This window comes from Cellulosimicrobium composti (assembly GCF_009711085.1).
Lineage (GTDB): Bacteria > Actinomycetota > Actinomycetes > Actinomycetales > Cellulomonadaceae > Cellulosimicrobium > Cellulosimicrobium composti.
Genome location: NZ_WMKA01000001.1, coordinates 111,723 through 130,644, shown reverse-complemented (window position 1 = coordinate 130,644; position 18,922 = coordinate 111,723). Strand labels below are relative to the sequence as shown.

Annotated in this window: 16 protein-coding genes and 1 riboswitch; of the genes, 13 read left to right on the top strand and 3 right to left on the bottom strand. The window is 75.3% G+C overall.

Going from position 1 to position 18,922, the window contains the following annotated elements:
• Positions 1 to 93: 93 nt before the first annotated feature.
• A complete protein-coding gene (locus GJV82_RS00570; RefSeq protein ID WP_155097868.1) occupies positions 94 to 1,032 on the bottom strand; it encodes an NAD-dependent epimerase/dehydratase family protein in 939 nt (312 codons plus the stop codon).
• Between the two features lie 121 nt (positions 1,033 to 1,153).
• Between GJV82_RS00570 and GJV82_RS00565 the strand changes: the two genes are divergently transcribed.
• The 4 genes from GJV82_RS00565 to GJV82_RS00550 all read left to right on the top strand — a co-directional run bounded on the left by GJV82_RS00565 (position 1,154) and on the right by GJV82_RS00550 (position 6,680).
• On the top strand, positions 1,154 to 1,882 hold the full coding sequence (locus tag GJV82_RS00565) for a TetR/AcrR family transcriptional regulator (protein ID WP_155097867.1): 729 nt from the start codon (positions 1,154 to 1,156) through the stop codon (positions 1,880 to 1,882).
• Positions 1,883 to 2,005: 123 nt separating this feature from the next.
• Positions 2,006 to 2,389: a cold-shock protein gene (locus tag GJV82_RS00560; protein WP_024841985.1), complete on the top strand. Its 384-nt coding sequence runs from the start codon at positions 2,006 to 2,008 to the stop codon at positions 2,387 to 2,389.
• A 2-nt stretch (positions 2,390 to 2,391) separates the two neighbouring features.
• Entirely contained in the window at positions 2,392 to 3,531 is a 1,140-nt protein-coding gene (locus GJV82_RS00555; RefSeq protein ID WP_155097865.1) for a DUF3027 domain-containing protein, read from the top strand.
• Entirely contained in the window at positions 3,528 to 6,680 is a 3,153-nt protein-coding gene (locus GJV82_RS00550) for a sacsin N-terminal ATP-binding-like domain-containing protein (protein WP_196217154.1), read from the top strand. The genes GJV82_RS00555 and GJV82_RS00550 overlap by 4 nt, the downstream gene beginning before the upstream one ends.
• On the opposite strand, the gene GJV82_RS00545 is transcribed toward GJV82_RS00550, so the two are convergent.
• Entirely contained in the window at positions 6,656 to 6,919 is a 264-nt protein-coding gene (locus GJV82_RS00545) for a DUF2530 domain-containing protein (RefSeq protein WP_318657122.1), read from the bottom strand. The two genes, GJV82_RS00550 and GJV82_RS00545, sit on opposite strands and share 25 nt — an antisense overlap.
• Positions 6,920 to 7,368: 449 nt before the next feature.
• On the opposite strand from GJV82_RS00545, the gene GJV82_RS00540 reads away from it, so the two are divergent.
• The 6 genes from GJV82_RS00540 (at position 7,369) to GJV82_RS00515 (ending at position 14,463) form a co-directional block, all read left to right on the top strand.
• A complete protein-coding gene (locus GJV82_RS00540) occupies positions 7,369 to 8,883 on the top strand; it encodes a sugar transferase (RefSeq protein WP_155097864.1) in 1,515 nt (504 codons plus the stop codon).
• A 40-nt stretch (positions 8,884 to 8,923) separates the two neighbouring features.
• Positions 8,924 to 9,661: a hypothetical protein gene (locus GJV82_RS00535; RefSeq protein WP_155097863.1), complete on the top strand. Its 738-nt coding sequence runs from the start codon at positions 8,924 to 8,926 to the stop codon at positions 9,659 to 9,661.
• An 82-nt stretch (positions 9,662 to 9,743) separates the two neighbouring features.
• Positions 9,744 to 11,219: an NCS2 family permease gene (locus GJV82_RS00530; RefSeq protein ID WP_155097862.1), complete on the top strand. Its 1,476-nt coding sequence runs from the start codon at positions 9,744 to 9,746 to the stop codon at positions 11,217 to 11,219.
• A 9-nt stretch (positions 11,220 to 11,228) separates the two neighbouring features.
• A complete protein-coding gene (manA, locus tag GJV82_RS00525; RefSeq protein WP_155097861.1) occupies positions 11,229 to 12,578 on the top strand; it encodes a mannose-6-phosphate isomerase, class I in 1,350 nt (449 codons plus the stop codon).
• A gap of 83 nt (positions 12,579 to 12,661) precedes the next feature.
• A complete protein-coding gene (locus GJV82_RS00520; protein WP_024841993.1) occupies positions 12,662 to 13,120 on the top strand; it encodes a MarR family winged helix-turn-helix transcriptional regulator in 459 nt (152 codons plus the stop codon).
• The gene (locus GJV82_RS00515) at positions 13,117 to 14,463 is read left to right on the top strand and encodes an MFS transporter (protein ID WP_155097860.1); all 1,347 of its coding nucleotides are present in this window, start codon (positions 13,117 to 13,119) and stop codon (positions 14,461 to 14,463) included. The genes GJV82_RS00520 and GJV82_RS00515 overlap by 4 nt, the downstream gene beginning before the upstream one ends.
• Positions 14,464 to 14,601: 138 nt before the next feature.
• On the opposite strand, the gene serC is transcribed toward GJV82_RS00515, so the two are convergent.
• Complete coding sequence (gene serC, locus GJV82_RS00510) at positions 14,602 to 15,744, bottom strand: phosphoserine transaminase (protein WP_024841287.1); 1,143 nt, start codon at positions 15,742 to 15,744, stop codon at positions 14,602 to 14,604.
• Between the two features lie 192 nt (positions 15,745 to 15,936).
• Between serC and GJV82_RS00505 the strand changes: the two genes are divergently transcribed.
• The 3 genes from GJV82_RS00505 (at position 15,937) to GJV82_RS00495 (ending at position 18,918) form a co-directional block, all read left to right on the top strand.
• Positions 15,937 to 16,677: a metal-dependent transcriptional regulator gene (locus GJV82_RS00505; RefSeq protein WP_115943158.1), complete on the top strand. Its 741-nt coding sequence runs from the start codon at positions 15,937 to 15,939 to the stop codon at positions 16,675 to 16,677.
• Between the two features lie 138 nt (positions 16,678 to 16,815).
• A riboswitch (cyclic di-AMP (ydaO/yuaA leader) is annotated at positions 16,816 to 16,977 on the top strand.
• Between the two features lie 2 nt (positions 16,978 to 16,979).
• Positions 16,980 to 17,786 (top strand): C40 family peptidase, encoded by an 807-nt coding sequence (locus GJV82_RS00500; protein ID WP_318657121.1) that lies wholly within the window; start codon positions 16,980 to 16,982, stop codon positions 17,784 to 17,786.
• A gap of 184 nt (positions 17,787 to 17,970) precedes the next feature.
• Positions 17,971 to 18,918: a universal stress protein gene (locus tag GJV82_RS00495; RefSeq protein ID WP_024841284.1), complete on the top strand. Its 948-nt coding sequence runs from the start codon at positions 17,971 to 17,973 to the stop codon at positions 18,916 to 18,918.
• Positions 18,919 to 18,922 lie beyond the last annotated feature (4 nt).

The window sequence follows — 18,922 nt, the reverse complement described above, 5'->3', positions numbered from 1 at the left end:
ACCCGACATCGGCACGTGCGACTGCCGACCTCACCCCCGACTGCCGACCTCGCGTGCGACTGGCGGGCGGGGCAGGGCGTGCCGACGGGGTGCTCAGCCGCGGGCGGTGCTGCGGCAGACCTCGTCCCAGGGCGTCGGCTCGATGCCGAAGCGGGCGCGCGCGGCGGTGTCGTCGAGGACGTAGGGGCGCTCCCACTGGTAGGCGAGGTCGCGCAGCTCGCGCAGCAGGGGCGAGACCAGCCCGGCGGCGGCGAGCCCGGCGCCGCGCAGCGAGCGGACCCGGACCGGCGGACGCCCGACGCTCGCGAGGACGTCGGTCAGCGCCTCGCGCTGGGTGCGCGGCGCGTTGCTCGGGGTGTGCCACGTGCGGCCGAGCGCGCCGGGATCCGCGGCCGCCGCGACGAGCGTGCGCGCGGCGTCGCGGACGTCGGTGAACGAGTGCGGCTGGTCGGTCCGACCGATCATGGTCACGGCCCGGCCGCGCAGCGCGGTCGGCACGACGCGCGAGACGTGCCCGTTGCGGCCGACCCCGGGCCCGACGAAGTCGGAGCTGCGGACCTCGACGACGCGCGCGCGGCCGGCGCGGTGCGCGGCGAGGGCGTCGGCCCACAGCCGGGTGCGCAGGATTCCCTTGTGGTCGGTCGCGGCGTCCGGCAGGTCCTCGGTCATGGGCCCGTCGACCGGGCCGTAGGGGTAGAGGTTGCCCGTGATCGCGTAGACCGCTCCCGTCCGTTCCGCGGTGGTGAGCAGCGCCGTGGCGAGCGGCGGCCAGACCTTCTCCCACTGGGTGTAGTCGCCGGGGTTGGCGCAGTTGTAGAGCACGGCGGCGCCGTCGGCGACGCGGGTCAGGGCGTCGGCGTCGGAGGCGTCGAGGGCCACGTGCGTGACGCCGTCGACGCCGGTGTCGCGCCCTGACCGGGTCACGACGGTGACGTGCGACCCGCGGGCCGCGAGCTCGGCCGCGACGTGACGCCCGACGGGTCCGGCGCCGACGACGACGTGCCGGTCCGTGGGGGACGGGGTGCTGGGCATGAGGGGCTCCTTTCCGAGAGCAGTGCTCTCGCTTCGAGAGCAGCCTGGCACGGGACGTCGCGCAGAGCAAGAGCACTGCTCTCGTTTGTGGTCAGCGCTCTCCTCTGCGAGCCTGGAGGGCATGACGGCACCCCGGACCGCGCGCGCCCTGGCGCGCGAGACCCTGACGCGCGAGATCCTCGACGCCGCCCGGGCGCGGCTGGTGACCGACGGCCCCGCGGCACTCTCGCTGCGGGCCGTCGCCCGGGACGTCGGCATGGTGTCGTCGGCCGTCTACCGGTACTTCCCCAGCCGCGACGCGCTGCTCACCGCGCTCCTCGTCGAGTGCTACGACGAGCTCGGTGCCGCGGTCGAGACGGCCGAGGCCGCCGTCGCGCGCGACGACCTGCCCGGCAGGTGGCTCGCGGCGTGCCGGGCGCTGCGGGCGTGGTGCGTCCGGCGTCCCGGGGACTTCGCGCTGCTCTACGGGACGCCCGTCCCCGGGTACGCGGCGCCGCAGGACACGGTCGAGCCGGCGACGCGCGTCGTGCAGGCCCTCGTCCGGATCGTCGCGGACTCGTGGGAGTCCGGCGGGAGCCCCGCGCCCGCGCCCGGGCCGGGCGGCGACGCGGCCGCGCTGGTCGCCCCGGCCCTCGTGTTCGTGAGCGCACGTGGTCTCGTCGGCACCGACGCCCCGGCCGAGGCCGTCGCGCGCACCCTCATGGCCTGGACCACGCTGTTCGGCACGGTGTCCTTCGAGCTCTTCGGCCACCTGCACCGCACCGTGGCGGACTACGACGACTGGTTCGACGCCGTCGCCCTGCGGGTCGGCGCGGACGCCGGCGTGGTGCCGCGCTCCGCGGCGCCCTGACCGGCGGACGCCGTCGCGTGCCGCGCGGCTCCCTCGCCCCCGCCCCCACCGAGGATGCGGCCATGATGCCGTCCGGCCGGTAACCTGGGGGTTCTGGTTCCTACGAGCACGAACGAGGTTCACGTGCCCACCGGCAAGGTCAAGTGGTTCGACACCGAACGCGGGTTCGGCTTCATCGCCAACGACGACGGCGGCGAGGTCTTCCTGCACGCCTCCGCGCTGCCTGCGGACGCGCCCGCGCCGAAGCCCGGCGCCCGGGTCGACTTCGGCGTCGCGGACGGGCGTCGCGGCCCGCAGGCGCTCGCCGTCACGCTCCTCGACCCGACGCCGTCGGTCGTCAAGGCGAAGCGTCGCTCGGCGGACGAGATGGCGGTCATCGTGGAGGACCTCATCAAGGAGCTCGACGGGATCGGCAACGGCCTGCGCCGCGGCCGGTACCCGGAGAAGGGCAAGGCCACCAAGGTCGCCGCGGTCCTGCGCGCGGTCGCGGACGAGATCGAGGCCTGACGATGGTCGCCGTGGCAGCCGCCGAGGAGCGCGTCCGGGGGGTCTCCGCCCGTGCCGCGCGGGACGCCGTGCTCACGGGCGCGGTCGAGCTCGCGCGCGCCGCGGCCGAGGAGGTCGCGGAGAGCCCGCAGGACGTGGGTGAGCACCTGGGGACGGTCGCCGAGGCGGAACGTCTCATCTCGCACCGGTTCGCGTGCACGATGCGTGGCTACCGCGGGTGGCACTGGACCGTGACGCTGGCCCGCGTGCCGCGCGGGCGCACCGCGACGGTGTGCGAGGTCGAGCTCCTGCCGGGCGACGGCGCGCTGCTCGCGCCCCCGTGGCTCCCGTGGGCCGAGCGCCTGCGCCCGGGCGACGTCGGCCCCGGCGACGTGCTCCCGTTCCGCGCCGACGACCCGCGCCTCGAGCCGGGCTACGTGCCGACGGGCGACGAGGAGCAGGACGCGGTCGCGATCGAGGAGCTCGCGCTCGCACGGGCGCGCGTCCTGTCGCCCCAGGGCCGGGACGAGGCCGCCGAGCGCTGGTACCGCGGGTCGCGCGGCCCGACGGCGCGCGGTGCCGTGGCGTCGGCCGCGGAGTGCGGGTCGTGCGGGTTCCTCGTGCCGCTCCAGGGCAGCCTCGGACAGGTGTTCGGCGTGTGCGCGAACGAGTGGTCGCCCGACGACGGCAAGGTCGTGAGCCTCGACCACGGCTGCGGCGCGCACTCGGAGACCGACGTCGAGCCGCAGCGCAGCGAGTGGCCGGACCCCGACCCGCTCGTCGACGAGCTGCACGTCGAGATCGTCTCGCTGCTCGAGTCCGCGGCGGCCGGGACCGGCGAGCCCGGGGACGCCGCGGCCGAGCCCGGCGACGCCGGGCCCCAGCCCGGTGATGCCACGGACGGGACGGCGCCCGAGCCGGGTGCCGCCGAGACCGCGACGGTGACCGAGTCCGTCGTCTCGACGGTCGAGGTGACCGTCGGCACCGACCCCGCCGCCGGGGCCGCGGAGACCGGGACCACGGCCGAGGCCGCCGACGGCCCGGCGGACGCCGGGTCCGTGGGCGACGGGGCGACGGCCACGGACGACGTTGCCGAGCAGCCCGCCCCCGCCGAGGCAGGGGACCCGGCCGCCGACGCCGCGCCGGACGAGCCGCAGGAGTGACGGACGACGTCTTCGGGACGGCCGCGCTGCGCCGTGCGGTCCTGGAGGCGTGGCGGTCCTCGCCGACGCGCCTGCGCGAGGACGCCAACACCGAGGAGGACCACGCCCACGGGTCGTACCGGGGGCGCGTCGTCGTCGAGCTCGCGCAGAACGCGGCGGACGCGGCGGCGCGCGCCGGGGTCCCCGGACGGCTGCGCCTGAGCCTGCACGCGCCGTCGGGCACGACCGGTCCGGACGCGGGGTCCTGGGTGCTGCGCGCGGCGAACACGGGCGAGCCCCTCGACGCCGAGGGGGTCGCGTCGCTCGTGGCGATGCGGGCGTCGGCGACGGGCGGTGCCCGGACCGGGGGCGCGGCGCGGACCGTCGGGCGGTTCGGCGTGGGCTTCGCGGCCGTCCGGTCGGTCGCGGACCGCGTGCGCGTCGGCGCGGGCGACCGCGCCGTGGAGCTCTCGCTCGACCGGACGCGCGACGCGCTGCGCGAGGTCGTCGCCGACCGGCCCGACCTCGCGGCCGAGGTGGCGCGCCGCGCGGACCGCCTCCCCGTGCTGCGCCTGCCGTTCCCCGCGCACGTCGACGTGCCGGCGGGGTACGACACGGTCGTCGAGGTCGAGCTGCGCGACGCGGACGCCGTCGCCGCGGTCCGCGCCGAGCTCGACGCGGTGGGCGACCCGCTGCTGCTCGCGCTGCCCGCCCTCGTCGAGGTCGTCGTGGTCGACGCCGCGGGGTCCGAGCGCCGGGTCGCGGACGTCGACGACCGGTGGACGGTCCTGCGGCGCGAGGGTGCGCTGGACCCGGCGCTGCTCGCCGACCGCCCGGTCGAGGAGCGTGCGACGACCCGGTGGTCGGTCACGTGGGCGCTGCCCCACGAGCCCGCCGGCCCGGACGTCCTCCACGCGCCGACCCCGACCGACGAGCGCCTCACGTTCCCGGCGCTGCTGCTCGCGACGTTCCCGCTCGACCCGGCGCGGCGCCACGTGCCGCCGGGGCCGGTGACGACGCACGTCGCCCGCGCGGCCGGGGCCGCCTACGCGGAGCTCCTGGGCGCGCTCGCGCCCGTGCGCGGCGTCGACGTCCTCGCGCTCGTGCCGACGGGTCTCCCGGCGAGCGCGGTCGACGCCGCGGTCCGGGACGCCGCGGAGGCGGCGCTGGCCGGCACGCCCCTCCTGCCGCTCGACGCGCCGTCCGACGAGCCGTCCGGCGCGCCCGACGTGCCGGTCGACACGGCACTCGACCCGGAGGCGGTCGAGGAGGCGGGCGGTCGCGCCGCCGCGCACGGCCTGGTCACGCCCGCGGAGGCGCGCGTGCTCGCGGGGGACGTCGGCGACGCGCGCGTGCGCTCCGCGCTCGGCGTCGCGCACCTCGTGGACGTCCCCGGGCCGCTGCGCGCCGTCGCGCGGTCCCTGGGCGCGCAGGTCGTGGACCTCGCCGACGTCGTGGACGAGCTCCCGCTCGTCGCGGACCCGGCGCGGTGGCGCTCGCTGTACGAGGCGCTCGCGCCGCACGCGGGCGACCGGACCGTCGTCGAGGCGCTCGGTGCGTTGCCCGTCCCGCTCGTCGACGGGCGCGTGATGCGTGGCGCGCGCGGTCTCCTGCTGCTCGACGTCGCGGCGCAGGACGCCGCGCTCGACGCCCGCGACGTGGCCGGACTCGGCCTGCGCGTCGTCGACCCGCGCGCGGCCCACCCGCTGCTCGAGCGGCTCGGTGCCCGCGCGACGGACCTGCGGAGCGTGCTCGCCGACGCGGCGGTGCGCGAGCGCGTCCTCGCCGCCGCCGACGCGGTCGACGCGGACGACGACCCTGCCGCGGAGGTGGAGCGCCTGCTCGCGCTCGTCGCGGCTTCCGCGCGCGCGACGGGTGCGGAGCCGGGCGGCCTGCCGTTCTGGTGGGGCGAGCTGCCGCTCCCGACGGCGGACGGCGGCTGGTCGCCCGCGCGCGGCTGCGTGCTCCCGGGGACGTGGGCGGGCGACGTGCTCGACGGCCTCGACGCGGTGGACGACGACGTCGCGAGCCGGTGGGGGACGGACGTGCTCCGCTCCGTCGGGGTGGCCGCCGAGCCCACGGTGCTGCGCGTGCGGGACGTCCTCACGCCGCCGTCCGAGGACGACGAGCCCGACCTCGACCCGCACGCGCCCGAGGGCTGGCTCTCCGACTGGGCGGGCTACCTCGCGTACCTGGCGACGGCGCTCGGGCCCGAGGCGTACGTCGGCGACGTGCTCGCGGTCGCGGACCTGGACGCCGTGGCCGACGACGCGTGGCCCGGGGTGCTCGCGCGCGTCGCCGCGGACCGGGAGACGCGCGAGGCGCTGCTCGCGCCCGTCCGTGCCGAGGGCGGACCGGTCGCGACGGCGCTCTCCTACACGGCGTGGTGGCTGCGCGACGAGCTCGGCGGGCCGTTCGCGCTCGCGCAGGACGCGCCGACCGTCCCGTTCCTGCGGCCCGCACCGCCCGAGGTGGCGGGCCTCGACGACGAGGTGCTGGCCGCGCTCGGCGGGGTGCGGGACCTCGCGGACCTCGACGGCGACACGTGGGTCGAGGTGCTCGACGACCTCCCCGCCGTCGGGGAGGCGGTCGACGCGCGCGCGGCCGTCGCGCTGTGGCGTGCGCTCGGCGTCCTCGCGGCGCGGGGCGAGCGCCTGGACCCGGCGCCCGACCGGGTGCCGGCGCTCCGCGGCGGCGCGGTCGTGGTGGTGGCCGCGGACGACGCCGCGGTCGCCCCGGACCCGATGTGGGCTCCTGTGCGCCCGGTCGTCCCGGCGTCACCGGCGCTCGTCGAGGACGTCGCCGACCTCCTCGACGTCGCGACGGTCCCCGTCGCCGCGCCCGGTCCGGACGAGCCCGGGCGGCGCGTCGAGGTGCCGGCCGCGGTCGTCGCGGTCCTCGGGGACGGTGCGCCGCGCACCTGGCAGCGGCACGACGACCTGCGCGTCGGAGGGGCGGAGGTCGCGTGGTGGGTCGAGCGCGAGGAGCACGCGCCCCCGGTCGTGCACGCGACCGACCCGACGGGGCTCGCGGCGGGGCTCGCCGTCGCGGCGGGCAGCTACGGCGCGCGGCACGTGGTCGAGGAGGTCCTGCGCGCGCCTCAGGCCGTGGAGGGCGTGCTCGCGCGGACCGCGTGGGACGACGCTCAGTCGCCGGACGTCGCCCGGTAACGGGTCCGGTTGCGGCGCTCCCACACCAGGCCGAGGAGGCCGAGCACGAGTCCCGCGGCGCACGTGGCGACGGCCCGCGGGCCGAGCGCGCCCGTGGCGAGCAGGACCGCGCACACGACGAGCGCGGCCGCCCAGAGCCCCATGCCGACGAGGATGACGACGCGCAGGTCGACGCGCCAGGGCGCGGGGTCCGGGCGTCGGCGGTCGGGGTGGAGCAGGAGCGTCACGAACGAGGGCACGAGGGCATCGTAGCGAGGCCCGGATTTTTCACCCGCTCCCCGTTGTCACGGCTGTGACCTGCGTCGCTTCTCCTCCTGGTGTGAGCACACGTCGGGTCCTCTCGCAACCGCACGCTAGGATGCATGCGCCGCGCTGCGGGCTCTCGCACGTGGTCACCTGTCCAGGTTCTCGCGCTCCACGCAGTGCCGCGTTTCGCACGCAGAGCTTCTGCGGGTGCTCGTGCGCCGTCCGGAGAACGCGATATCTGGACACCCGTCCAATGTTTTTCCCCGGGCAACGGACGCGGTCCCGAGACCCGCAGGATTCCGCGGGTCGTGGCCATCCTGGACGGCGCGGACCGACGCGTCGTCTCACCCGGGTGAAACCCATCAACAGGTCTCGTTATCGCCGTTTCTCGACCCTAGGATGAGTCGCCATGCAGGGTGTGGAGCCAACCGGAGGTGGACGCATGTCCCACAGCGTCACCGAGGACGCCAGGCGTGGCCTGCGCACCCTTCTCACCAGCTCTCCCGCCGCCCGGGTCCGGGCCGCGCGCGCCGCGTTCGCCGCGCAGGGCTGGGAGGTCGCGTACCGTCGCCGGCTCGTCCTGACCGACACTGCGGTGATCGTCGTCGCCGTGCTCGTCGCCTACTTCCTGCGCTGGGACCAGTTCATCAACGAGCCCGTCCGCGAGGCGCGCGTCCCGTACGTGGTGCTGAGCCTTCTCGTCGGCGTCGCGTGGTCGGTGTCGCTCGTCGCGAGCCGGTCGCGCGACCCGCGGGTCATGGGCAGCGGGCCCACCGAGTACCACCGCGTCTTCGACGGGTCGTGGCGGCTCTTCGCGATCCTCGCCGTGCTCGCCTTCCTCTTCCGGTTCCCGGAGGCGCGCGGCTACCTCGCGTTCGCGTTCCCCCTCGGCCTGGGCGGGCTGCTCGTCGGCCGGTACGCCTGGCGGCAGTGGCTGCACGGCCAGCGTGCGCGCGGCCGCATGCGCTCGGCCGTCCTCGCCATCGGGCACCGCGACCAGGCCGAGCGCCTCATCCGCGACCTCAACGGGCGCGACGAGTCGGGCTACCGCGTCGTCGGCGTGTGCGTCCCGTCGGGCGGGTTCGGTGCCGACGAGGAGATCCACGGGGTCCCCGTCCTCGGCGAGCTGCGGCACGCGGGCGAGGTGGCGACGCGGGTCGGTGCCGACGTCGTCGCGGTGTCCGGCTCCGACGCCATCACGGCCGAGGTCGTGCGCCGCCTGGGCTGGGAGCTCGAGCCGTACGGCGTCGACCTCATGCTCACCGCGGAGCTCGCGGACGTCGCGGGGCCGCGCATCACCATCACCCCGGCGGAGAGCGTCTCGCTGCTGCACGTGGACGCCCCGCGCTTCACCGGGCCGAAGTTCGCGGTGAAGTCGGTCGTGGACTGGGCCGGCGCGTTCCTCGTCACGCTCGCCGCGCTGCCGGTGCTCGTGATCGTCGCGCTCGCGGTCCGGTGCACGAGCCGCGGCCCGGTCCTGTTCCGTCAGGAGCGCGTCGGCCGCAACGGCCGCACGTTCTCCATGTACAAGTTCCGCTCGATGCGCGTGGGGGCGGACCGCGAGGTCCAGCAGCTCGCCGAGCGCAACGAGGGCGCGGGGCCGCTGTTCAAGATGCGCGACGACCCGCGCGTCACGCCCGTCGGCCGCGTGCTGCGCCGCTACTCGCTGGACGAGCTGCCGCAGCTCTTCAACGTCCTGCGCGGCGACATGAGCCTCGTCGGTCCGCGGCCGCCGCTGCCGAGCGAGGTCCAGAAGTACGAGAAGAAGGTCCGCCGGCGGCTCCTCGTGAAGCCGGGTCTCACGGGCCTGTGGCAGGTCGGCGGACGGTCGGACCTGTCGTGGGAGGAGAGCGTCCGCCTCGACGTCTACTACGTCGAGAACTGGACGATGTTCGGCGACTTCCTCATCCTCGCGCGCACCGCGCGCGCGGTGTTCGGCGGATCCGGGGCCTACTGAGGCCGGCCGAGGGTGCGGAACCGGTGGGAGGAGGTGCGCCGTGCGGGTCTCGGTCTCGGGATGCGGTCGTCGGGGCGTCCTCCACGCCGCGTGCCTCGCGGCGGCGGGTCATGAGGTCGTCCTCCACGACACGGACGCCCGCGCGCTCGACGCGCTCCGCACCGGCCTGACCACCGCCGAGCCGCGGCTCCACCGACTCCTCGCGCTGGGCCTCGTGAGCGGACGCCTGCGCCCCACGACCGACCGGACGGCGGTCGCCGGGGCGCGGGTGCACCTCCTGTGCGTCGGCGCGGGCGCGGGCCTCGACGGCGCGTCGCGCGTGGCGGCGCTCCGCGACGCGCTCGACGACCTCGCGCCGCACCTCGGCCCGGGCGAGCTCGTCGTGGGGCGGGCGCGCGTCCCCGCCGGCACGGCCGAGCGGCTCGCGGCGGGACTCGCCGCCGACGGCGTCCGCGCGACCGTCGCCTGGGTGCCCGACGAGCACCGGCCGGGGCACGCGGTCGTCGACCTCCTGCGGCCGGCCCGCCTCGTGCACGGCGTGCCGGACGGCCCGGCGGGGGAGCGCGCGAGCGCGATCCTCGACGCGCTCCACGCCGTCCAGCTCGCGACGGGTGCGCCCCGGTTCGTCACCGATCTTGCGACCGCGGAGGACCTGGGCCACGGCCACGGGACGCCGCGCCCGGGCGACGCGGTGCTCGCGGGCGCGGACGACGGCGACGCGCGGGGCGTGGCGTCGAGCACACCCGGGGTGCCGCTCGCCGCCGTCGGCGCCGCCTGACGTGGGCAGACGCCCTCGCGCGCCGCACGCCGGAGTGCGGGCGTTTACGTGGCGGTGACACGGTTCTGGCAGCATTCTCCCCATGTCCACCCCCACCTCCGTCCACGAGGACGAGCAGGCGCTGCCCCCTGCGACCGGCGCGATCGACCGCTTCTTCAAGATCACCGAGCGCGGCTCGACGATCGGCACCGAGATCCGTGGCGGTCTCGTCACGTTCTTCGCGATGGCGTACATCGTCGTGCTGAACCCGCTGATCATCGGGACCGTCCAGGACGGCACCGGCCAGTTCCTCGGCGGGGGTGACGCGCCCGACTTCGGCAAGATCGCGGCGGCCACCGCGCTCGTCGCGGGCGTCATGACGATCGCCATGGGCGTGTTCGCGAACTTCCCGCTCGGCCTGGCCGCCGGGCTCGGCCTCAACGCGGTCGTCGCGTACTCGATCGCCTCGCTCCCCGGCGTCACGTGGGCCGACGCGATGGGCCTCGTGGTCATCGAGGGCCTCATCATCCTGCTGCTCGTGCTCACCGGCTTCCGCGAGGCGGTCTTCCGCGCGGTCCCCGTCGAGCTCAAGACGGCGATCAGCGTGGGCATCGGCCTCTTCATCGCGCTCATCGGCCTCGTCAACGCCGGCTTCGTCACCGCGGGCAGCGGCACGCTCCTCGCGCTCGGCAACCTCGGCACGTGGCCGATCCTCGTGTTCGTCGTCGGCCTCGTGCTGACGATCGTGCTGTGGGTCCGCAAGGTCAAGGGCGCGCTGCTCGTCGCGATCCTCACGGCGACCGCGCTCGCCGTCGCGCTGGAGAACACCCTCCACATCGGCGCCAAGGCGCCCGACGGCTCGAACCCGAACGGCTTCAACCTCAACGCCCCGACGTTCGACGGCGTCGTGCAGGTCCCGGACTTCGGCCTCCTCGGCCAGTTCTCGCTCCTGGGCTCGTTCCAGAACATCGCGACCGTCACCGTGATCCTGCTGGTGTTCTCGCTGCTGCTCGCGGACTTCTTCGACACGATGGGCACCATGGTCGCCGTCGGCGCCGAGGCGCGGCTCAACGACGCCGAGGGCGTCCCGCCGCGCTCGCGCGCCATCCTCGTCGTCGACTCGATCGCCGCCGCCGCGGGAGGTGCGGGCTCGGTGTCGTCGAACACGAGCTTCGTCGAGTCCACGACCGGCGCGGGCGAGGGCGCGCGCACGGGTCTCGCGTCCGTCGTCACGGGCGTCGCGTTCCTCCTCGCGACGTTCCTGTCGCCGCTCGTCGCGCTCGTGCCCTACGAGGCGGCCGCGCCCGCGCTCGTCTTCGTCGGGTTCCTCATGATGACGCAGATCGCCGGCATCTCGTGGAAGAACGTCGAGATCGCCATCCCGGCGTTCCTCACGATCATCGTCATGCCGTTCACGTACTCCATCGCGGACGGCATCGGCGCGGGCTTCCTCGCGTTCGTCGTCATCAAGCTCGCGCTCGGCAAGGTCCGTGCGATCCACCCGCTCATGTGGGTCGCGTCGGTGATGTTCCTCGTCTACTTCCTCCTCGGCCCGATCCGGGAGGTCCTGGGCCTCTAGGCTCGGCACATGACGAGCGAGGCGGACGAGCGCGGCGAGCCGACCGGCGCACCGGCGTCGGTCGACGTCTCCGCCGCGGCTCGTCCGCCCGCGTTCTACCGGCTGGAGAACACCGTCCAGCCGTACGACTGGGGCTCGACGTCGGCCATCCAGGACCTCCTGGGGGTGGAACCGGACGGCCGTCCGGCGGCCGAGCTCTGGATGGGCGCGCACCCGCTCGCGCCGTCGCGCGTCGTGCCCGACGGCGCGCTGCGCCCCGGCGAGGGCGCGCCCTCCGGCGCCGGTCCGGGCACGCTCGTCGACCTCGTGCGCACGGACCCGGTGCGGGTCCTGGGGCAGCGGGTGCTCGACCAGTACGGCCCGCGCCTCCCGTTCCTCCTCAAGGTGCTCGCCGCCGAGCGCGCGCTCTCGCTCCAGGTGCACCCGCGCCCGCACCTCGCGCGCGCAGGGTTCAACCGCGAGAACCGGGAGGGCGTCGCGCGCGACTCGCCGCTGCGCAGCTTCCACGACGACCAGCACAAGCCCGAGATGGTCGTCGCGCTGACGCGCTTCGAGGGGCTCTCGGGCTTCCGGCGGCCCCGGCGCATCCTCGAGCTGCTCGACGGGCTCGACGGCGGGCTCGTCGCCCGGATGCGGGCGGCGCTCGAGGCACGCCCGACGGAGGCGGGCGTCCGCGAGGCGTTCACGCTCGCGCTGCACGCGCGCTCCGAGCCCGACCTCGCGGCCGACCTCGCGCGGACCGTCGCGTCCGTGCGGGCGCGCGCCGAGCGCGGGCCGGACGACGGCGGCCGGGGACGGTCGTCGCGCCGCGCGGACACGACGGTCCTGGCGCTCGCCGAGCAGCACCCGGGCGACCCGGGCGCCGTCGTCTCGCTCATGCTCAACCGCGTGACCCTCGCGCCCGGCGAGTCGATGTTCGTCCCGTCGGGGCACGTGCACGCCTACCTGTCCGGGTGCGCGGTCGAGATCATGGCGAGCTCGGACAACGTGCTGCGCGCCGGGCTCACGCGCAAGCTCGTCGACGTCGACGCGCTGCTCGAGTGCGCGACGTGCACGCCCGGGCCCGCCGCCCGCCCGCGGGTCATCGACGACGGCACGGGGCTCACGACCTACCGCCCGCCCGTCGCGGAGTTCGCGCTGCGCGCGGGGCGGGTGGCGGGCGACGAGGCCGTGCCCCTGCCCGACGCCGGCCCGCGCGTCGTGCTGTGCCTCGACGGCTCCGTGTCGCTCGCCGGGGCCGACCACGGTGCGTCGGTCCGGACCGTCCTGGCACGCGGCGAGTCGGTGTTCGTGCCCCACGCGACGGGTGCGGTCGCCGTGCGCGGCGAGGGCCGCGTCGTCGTCGCCTACGTGCCCTGACGGCGCCCGCGGCCGCCCACCCGCGCCACCCGGGGTGACCTGCGTCTCTTTCATTACCCAAGGTAATGAGTTAAGGTAAGTATATGCCTGCTGCGGACCCCACTGCGCCCACCCGGAACCAGTGCCGGCCCGCGACCCTCGGCGGCGAGCTCCGCGTCGCCCTCACGCGCGTGTCGCGCCGACTGCGCGCCCAGCGCGGCGAGGCCGACCTCCCCGAGGGCCAGTTCGGCGTCCTCACCGTGCTCCACAAGCACGGCGCGATGTCCCCCGGCGAGCTCGCTGCGCACGAGCGCGTCCGCCCGCCGAGCATGACCCGCGCCGTCAACGCCCTCGCCGAGATGGGCCTCGTCGAGAAGGGCGAGCACGCCACCGACCGCCGCCAGGTCGTCGTCCGCCTCACCGACGCCGGCGTGCGCGAGGTCAAGGAGACCCGCCGCCGCCGGGACGCGTGGCTCACGCAGCAGCTGTCCTCCCTCACCCCCGACGAAAGAGAGACCTTGGCCCGCGCCAGTGACCTGTTGACCCGGATCGCCGCCCGATGAGCGCGACGTTCTCCTCCCTCAAGCACCACAACTACCGGATCTGGTTCGGCGCCGCGCTCGTCGCGAACGTCGGCACCTGGATGCAGCGCGTCGCGCAGGACTGGCTCGTCCTCAGCGACCTCACCGACAGCTCCGGCATCGCCGTCGGCGTCGTCACCGCGCTCCAGTTCGCGCCCGTGCTCGCGCTGTCCGCGTGGGCCGGGCTGCTCGCCGACCGCCTCCCGCGCCGCCGCCTCCTCATGGCCACGCAGGGCGCCATGGGACTGCTCGCGCTCGGCCTCGGCGCGCTCGTGCTCTCCGGGCACGTCCAGCTCTGGCACGTCTACGTGTTCGCCGGCCTGCTCGGCGTCGTCACCGCCTTCGACAACCCCGTGCGCCAGACGTTCGTCGCCGAGATGGTCCCCGCCGACAAGCTGTCCAACGCCGTCGGGCTCAACAGCGCGTCGTTCAACGCCGCACGCCTCGTCGGCCCCGGCGTCGCCGGCCTGCTCATCGCCGCCGTCGGCTCCGGCTGGCTGTTCATCATCAACGGCGTGACCTTCGGCGCGACCATCCTCGCCCTCGCCTCCATGCGCACGCGCGAGCTCCACGTGCTCCCCAGCGCGCCCCGCGAGAAGGGCCAGATCCGCGAGGGCATCCGGTACGTGCGACGGCGGACCGACATCGTCGTCATCATGGTCGTCGTCGGCGTCGTGTCCACGTTCGGCCTCAACTTCCAGCTCACGTCCGCGATGATGGCCAAGGTCGAGTTCGGCATGGGCCCCGGCGAGTACGGGATCCTCGGGTCCGTCCTCGCCATCGGCTCCCTCACCGGCGCCCTGCTCGCCGCGCGGCGCGAACGGCCGCGCGTCCGGCTCGTCATCGGCTCCGCCTTCGGGTTCGCCGTCGCCACCGGCGTCATGGCCCTCATGCCCACCTACGCGAGCTTCGCGCTCGCGTGCATCCCCGTCGGCCTCGCGTCGCTCACGATGATGACCGCCGCCAACTCCACGATCCAGATGTCCGTCGACCCGGTCATGCGCGGACGCGTCATGTCGCTCTACATGATCGTGTTCCTCGGCGCGACGCCCGTCGGCTCGCCGCTCGTCGGCTGGATCGCCGAGGCGTGGGGCCCCCGCTGGGCCATCGGCGTCGGCTCCATCACCGCCGGCCTCGTCGCCGTCGGCGCCGCCGCGTGGGCCGTCCGCAACTGGCGCCTCGAGGTCCGCTACCGCGTCCTGCAGCGCCCGCACCTCGTCGTGCGCTACCTCGACGCCGGGACCCCCGTCGACCGGTCCGCCCGCGCCGAGACGCGACGCCGGCTCGGGGTCGAGGACGCGGAGGAGATCGCCCGCGCGGCCTGAGCCGCGTCGCGCTCGTTTCCGGTGCGCGACAGCCCGCGCGGTCGCGCGGAGGGCTGACGGGGCACGGCCGCCGCGACCGCCGCTGTCCCGTCACCTGCCGAGGCGGTCCGCCTCGCGCTGGCCCGGACCGCGCCGTCGTCAGGCGAGGCGGGACACGACGTGGTCGACGCAGGCGGTGAGGGCGCGGACGTCGTCGGGGTCGATCGCGGGGAACATCGCGACGCGGAGCTGGTTGCGGCCGAGCTTGCGGTAGGGGAAGACGTCGAGGACGCCGTGGGCGCGCAGCGTCGACACGACGGCGGTCGCGTCGATCGTCTCGTCGAGGTCGATCGTGCCCACCACGGTGGAGCGCTCGGCCGGGTCGGCGACGAACGGCGTCGCCCACTCGCGCTCCTCGGCCCAGCCGTAGAGGTGCGCGGCCGACTCGGCGGAGCGGGCCGCGGCCCACGCGAGGCCGCCGTGGCCGAGGATCCACTCGACCTGCTCGGCGAGCATGACGAGCGTCGCGATGGCGGGCGTGTTGAGCGTCTGGTCCTGGCGCGAGTTCGCCGCGGCGGCGCGCAGCGAGAGGGACTCCGGGACCCAGCGCGTGCCGCTCGACTCGACCTCCTCGGCGCGCGCGAGCGCGTCGGGGGAGCACAGCGCGAGCCACAGGCCGCCGTCCGACCCGAAGACCTTCTGGGGGGCGAAGTAGTAGACGTCGGTCTCCGCGACGTCCACGGGCAGCGCACCGGCGCCCGACGTGGCGTCGACGAGCGTCAGCGCGCCGCGCTCGCGCGACCCCGGGACGCGCACGACGGGCGCCATGGCCCCGGTCGAGGTCTCGTTGTGCGGCCACGCGTGCACGTCGACGTCGTCGGCGGGTGCGGGCAGGGCGACGGTGCCGGGCGGGGCGGCGATCACCTGCGACGCCTCGAGGAACGGCGCGGCCGTCGTCGCGGCCGCGAACTTGGCCCCGAACTCGCCGAACGCCGCGTGCTGGGCCTTGGTCCGCACGAGGCACGCGGTCGCGACGTCCCAGAACGTCGTCGATCCGCCGTTGCCGAGCACGACCTCGTATCCCTCGGGGAGCGAGAAGAGCTCGGCGAGACCCTCGCGCACGCGCCGCACGACGGACCGGACGGGCGCCTGGCGGTGCGACGTGCCGAGCAGGGACGTGCCGGCGTCGGACAGGGCGCGGACCTGCTCCGCGCGGACCTTGCTCGGCCCGGAGCCGAAGCGGCCGTCGGCGGGCAGGAGGTCGGCGGGGATGGTGATCGGGGCGGTGGCGGGATCGGGCACGCGGTCACCCTACGCGCGCGGGGGCGTGGCCGGCAGCCGTGTCCGCGGGTGCGCCACGGGTGTGCCCGGACGGCCCCCAGGCCCGGTCACGGGTTCGCCATAGACTGTCCCCGGCGGCCCGTGGTGCGGGCAGGCGCCCGCGGGGAGCGACGACCGGGCGCGCGGAGCCGACGAGCGAACGGGGAGCGTGACGTGACCGATCTGATCGATACCACCGAGATGTATCTGAAGACGATCTACGAGCTCGTCGAGGAGGGCATCGTCCCCCTGCGCGCGCGCATCGCGGAGCGTCTCGGTCACTCGGGTCCCACGGTGTCGCAGACGGTGGCGCGCATGGAGCGCGACGGTCTCGTCGTCGTCACGGGCGACCGGCACCTCGAGCTCACGCCCACCGGCCACGCCAAGGCGACCCGCGTCATGCGCAAGCACCGCCTCGCCGAGCGCCTGCTCACCGACGTCATCAAGCTCGACTGGGAGCACGTCCACACGGAGGCGTGCCGCTGGGAGCACGTCATGAGCGAGCTGGTCGAGGAGCGGCTCCTCGGTCTGCTCGACCACCCGCACTTCGACCCGTACGGCAACCCGATCCCGGGCCTGCCCGAGCTGGGGGAGCAGCCGCCCGCCGTCGGCTTCCTCGACGGCGTCGTCGCGCTGCCGTCGTACCTGGTCGAGCGCGGTCGCGACGCGGGCGAGGTCCGCGTCGTCCTGCAGCGCATCGGCGAGCCGATCCAGGTCGACGTCGACCTGCTCCGGCGCCTCGCGCAGGCCGAGGTGCTACCGCGCCGGACGCTCGTGGTGCGGTCCGCCGGGGACGGTGTGGTGACCGTCCGGGGGGAGGGCGCGCCGGTCGTCCTGGACCTGCCCGACGACGTCGCGCGACACCTGTTCGTCGCGCGCGGCGAGCCGGCCCTCCAGGCCCCCGCGACGCCCTGACCTGCGACGACGGAATCGTCCGGCCCGTGTCGTAATGGGAACGTGACTTTTGCCAGGCGGTCCTGTACGGTCGGTGCTGCTTCATCCGAAGACCCATCTGGTGAAGTCCTCGAGCGGAACGCCTAACCCTGTCACCGCGAGAGGCCAACGACGACCCGATGACAGGGACGGGGGACCCAATTTTTGGGTGCTGGAGACAGCGCCCTTGGGGTGAAGCCCGACGGACCTCGGTCCGGAGGGCCGGGTGACTCTTCCACCCGAACCCGACAGCTGACCTCGCAGGCGTCCAGGAGAGGCACCAAGTGACCGTGAGCACGACTCGCGCCCGCCACCGCGCGGCGCGGCGTCCCGTGACGCCGCTCAGCTCCATCGCCCAGGCCGCGTCGACCCAGATGTCGACCGCTGGCCGCCGTACCGCCGTCGTCGCCGCCTCGTCGGGCCTCATCGTCTCGATGATCGGCGCCGCCGCCCCGGCGACCGCCGCTCCCGTCGACAACGAGTCCGGGAAGCTCAACGCGGTCGACCTCAGCGCCCTGACGGCGCAGGCCCGCCAGGCCCTCGAGGCCGCTCCCGCCGTGACCGTCGCGGCCGACGCCGCGTTCACCATCGAGCAGGCCCAGGCGCCCGTCACCGTGACCCCGGCTCCCGAGCCGGAGCCGGAGCCGGACCCCGAGCCGGTCCGCACCCAGCAGACGAGCCGCTCGCAGGAGCGTCAGTCCACCCAGTCCGAGGCGCCTGCCCAGCAGGAGGCGTCGGTCGACGTCCCGGCCTCGGCCTACGGCTCGACCATCGTGTCGATCGCCGCGCGCTACGTGGGCGTCCCCTACGTGTACGGCGGCACCACCCCCGACGGCTTCGACTGCTCGGGCTTCACCAGCTACGTCTACGCGCAGGTCGGCATCAGCCTGCCGCGCACCTCGGGCGCCCAGGGCTCGGTCGGCACCAAGGTGTCGCGCGACCAGGCGCAGCCGGGCGACCTCATCTGGACGCCGGGCCACATCGCCATCTACGCGGGCGACAACATGATGATCGACGCCCCGCGTCCCGGGAAGACCATCCAGTTCCGTCAGATCTGGCAGTCGAACCCCACGTTCATCCGCGTGGCCTGATCCACGCTCCCAGGGCCGTACCGGCCGCTGGCTCCACGAACCCCGTCACCTCGCGCATCGTCGCGAGTGGGCGGGGTTCGTGGCATTCTTGACGTGTTCGTGACTCCAGGCTGACGGACGAACGGGCTGGTCTCGGCTAGGTTGGTCGTCCGATGGCACCGGGCCGTCGAGAGGAGAGTCGCTCATGACCCGCACGGAATCGGTCCTCGTCGGCGTCGACGGCTCGGCGCCGAGCCTGCACGCCCTGGACTGGGCCGCCGCCTACGCCCTGCAGGTCGGGTGGCCGCTGCACGTCGTGTGTACCTACTCCCTCCCGTCCTTCACCGCCGCGTCGCTCGACGGCGGCTACGCGGCCCTCGACGACTCGGCGATCCAGGAGGGGGCGCGGGCCGTCCTCGAGGAGGCCCGCTCGCGCGCGGAGGACGCCGGCGTGCGCACGACGGCGACCGTGACGACCGGCGACGCGGCCGGGGTGCTCGTCGAGATGTCGCGCGAGCACTCGCTCGTCGTGGTCGGCACGCGCGGCCGAGGCGGTTTCACCGAGCGGCTGCTCGGCACCGTGTCGTCGGCGCTGCCCGCGCACGCCCACTGCCCGACCGTCGTCGTGCCGTTCCGCGCGGGCGCCAAGCAGGAGGAGGGCGACCCGCAGGAGCTGCCGCCCGTCACGCCGCTGCGCCGCATCGTCGTCGGCGTCGACGGGTCCCCCTCCGCCGAGATCGCGCTGCGGCACGCGATCCGCCAGGCGAAGGCGTGGGACGCCGAGCTCGTCGCGGTCGCCGGCGTCCCCGTGGGGGCCGGGGCCGGGCTCCTGGCGTGGCTGCCCGCGTCGATCGACCACGAGCAGGTGCTCGCGGACATCACCGAGGGTCTCAACGTCATCATCGACCGCCACGAGGCCGAGCACCCCGGTCTCACGATCAAGCGCATCGTGCTCGACGGCACGGGGGCCGAGCTGCTCACGGAGTTCTCCACGGCGTCCGACCTCATCGTCGTCGGCTCGCGCGGGCGCGGCGGCTTCCGCGGCCTCCTGCTCGGCTCCACGAGCCAGGCGGTGCTGCACCACTCCGCGTGCCCGGTCATGGTCGTCACCAAGAAGTGCGACGACGGCGAGGGGTCACCCGAGGCGGACTGACCTC

Excerpts from the sequence above, each read along its gene's own strand:
- GJV82_RS00555 (WP_155097865.1), top strand. The coding sequence starts at position 2,392 with ATGGTCGCCGTGGCAGCCGCCGAGGAGCGCGTCCGGGGGGTCTCCGCC.
- GJV82_RS00515 (WP_155097860.1), top strand. The coding sequence starts at position 13,117 with ATGAGCGCGACGTTCTCCTCCCTCAAGCACCACAACTACCGGATCTGG.
- manA (WP_155097861.1), top strand. The coding sequence starts at position 11,229 with ATGACGAGCGAGGCGGACGAGCGCGGCGAGCCGACCGGCGCACCGGCG.
- GJV82_RS00520 (WP_024841993.1), top strand. The coding sequence starts at position 12,662 with ATGCCTGCTGCGGACCCCACTGCGCCCACCCGGAACCAGTGCCGGCCC.
- GJV82_RS00570 (WP_155097868.1), bottom strand. The coding sequence starts at position 1,032 with ATGCCCAGCACCCCGTCCCCCACGGACCGGCACGTCGTCGTCGGCGCC.
- GJV82_RS00495 (WP_024841284.1), top strand. The coding sequence starts at position 17,971 with ATGACCCGCACGGAATCGGTCCTCGTCGGCGTCGACGGCTCGGCGCCG.
- GJV82_RS00565 (WP_155097867.1), top strand. The coding sequence starts at position 1,154 with ATGACGGCACCCCGGACCGCGCGCGCCCTGGCGCGCGAGACCCTGACG.
- GJV82_RS00540 (WP_155097864.1), top strand. The coding sequence starts at position 7,369 with ATGTCCCACAGCGTCACCGAGGACGCCAGGCGTGGCCTGCGCACCCTT.
- GJV82_RS00530 (WP_155097862.1), top strand. The coding sequence starts at position 9,744 with ATGTCCACCCCCACCTCCGTCCACGAGGACGAGCAGGCGCTGCCCCCT.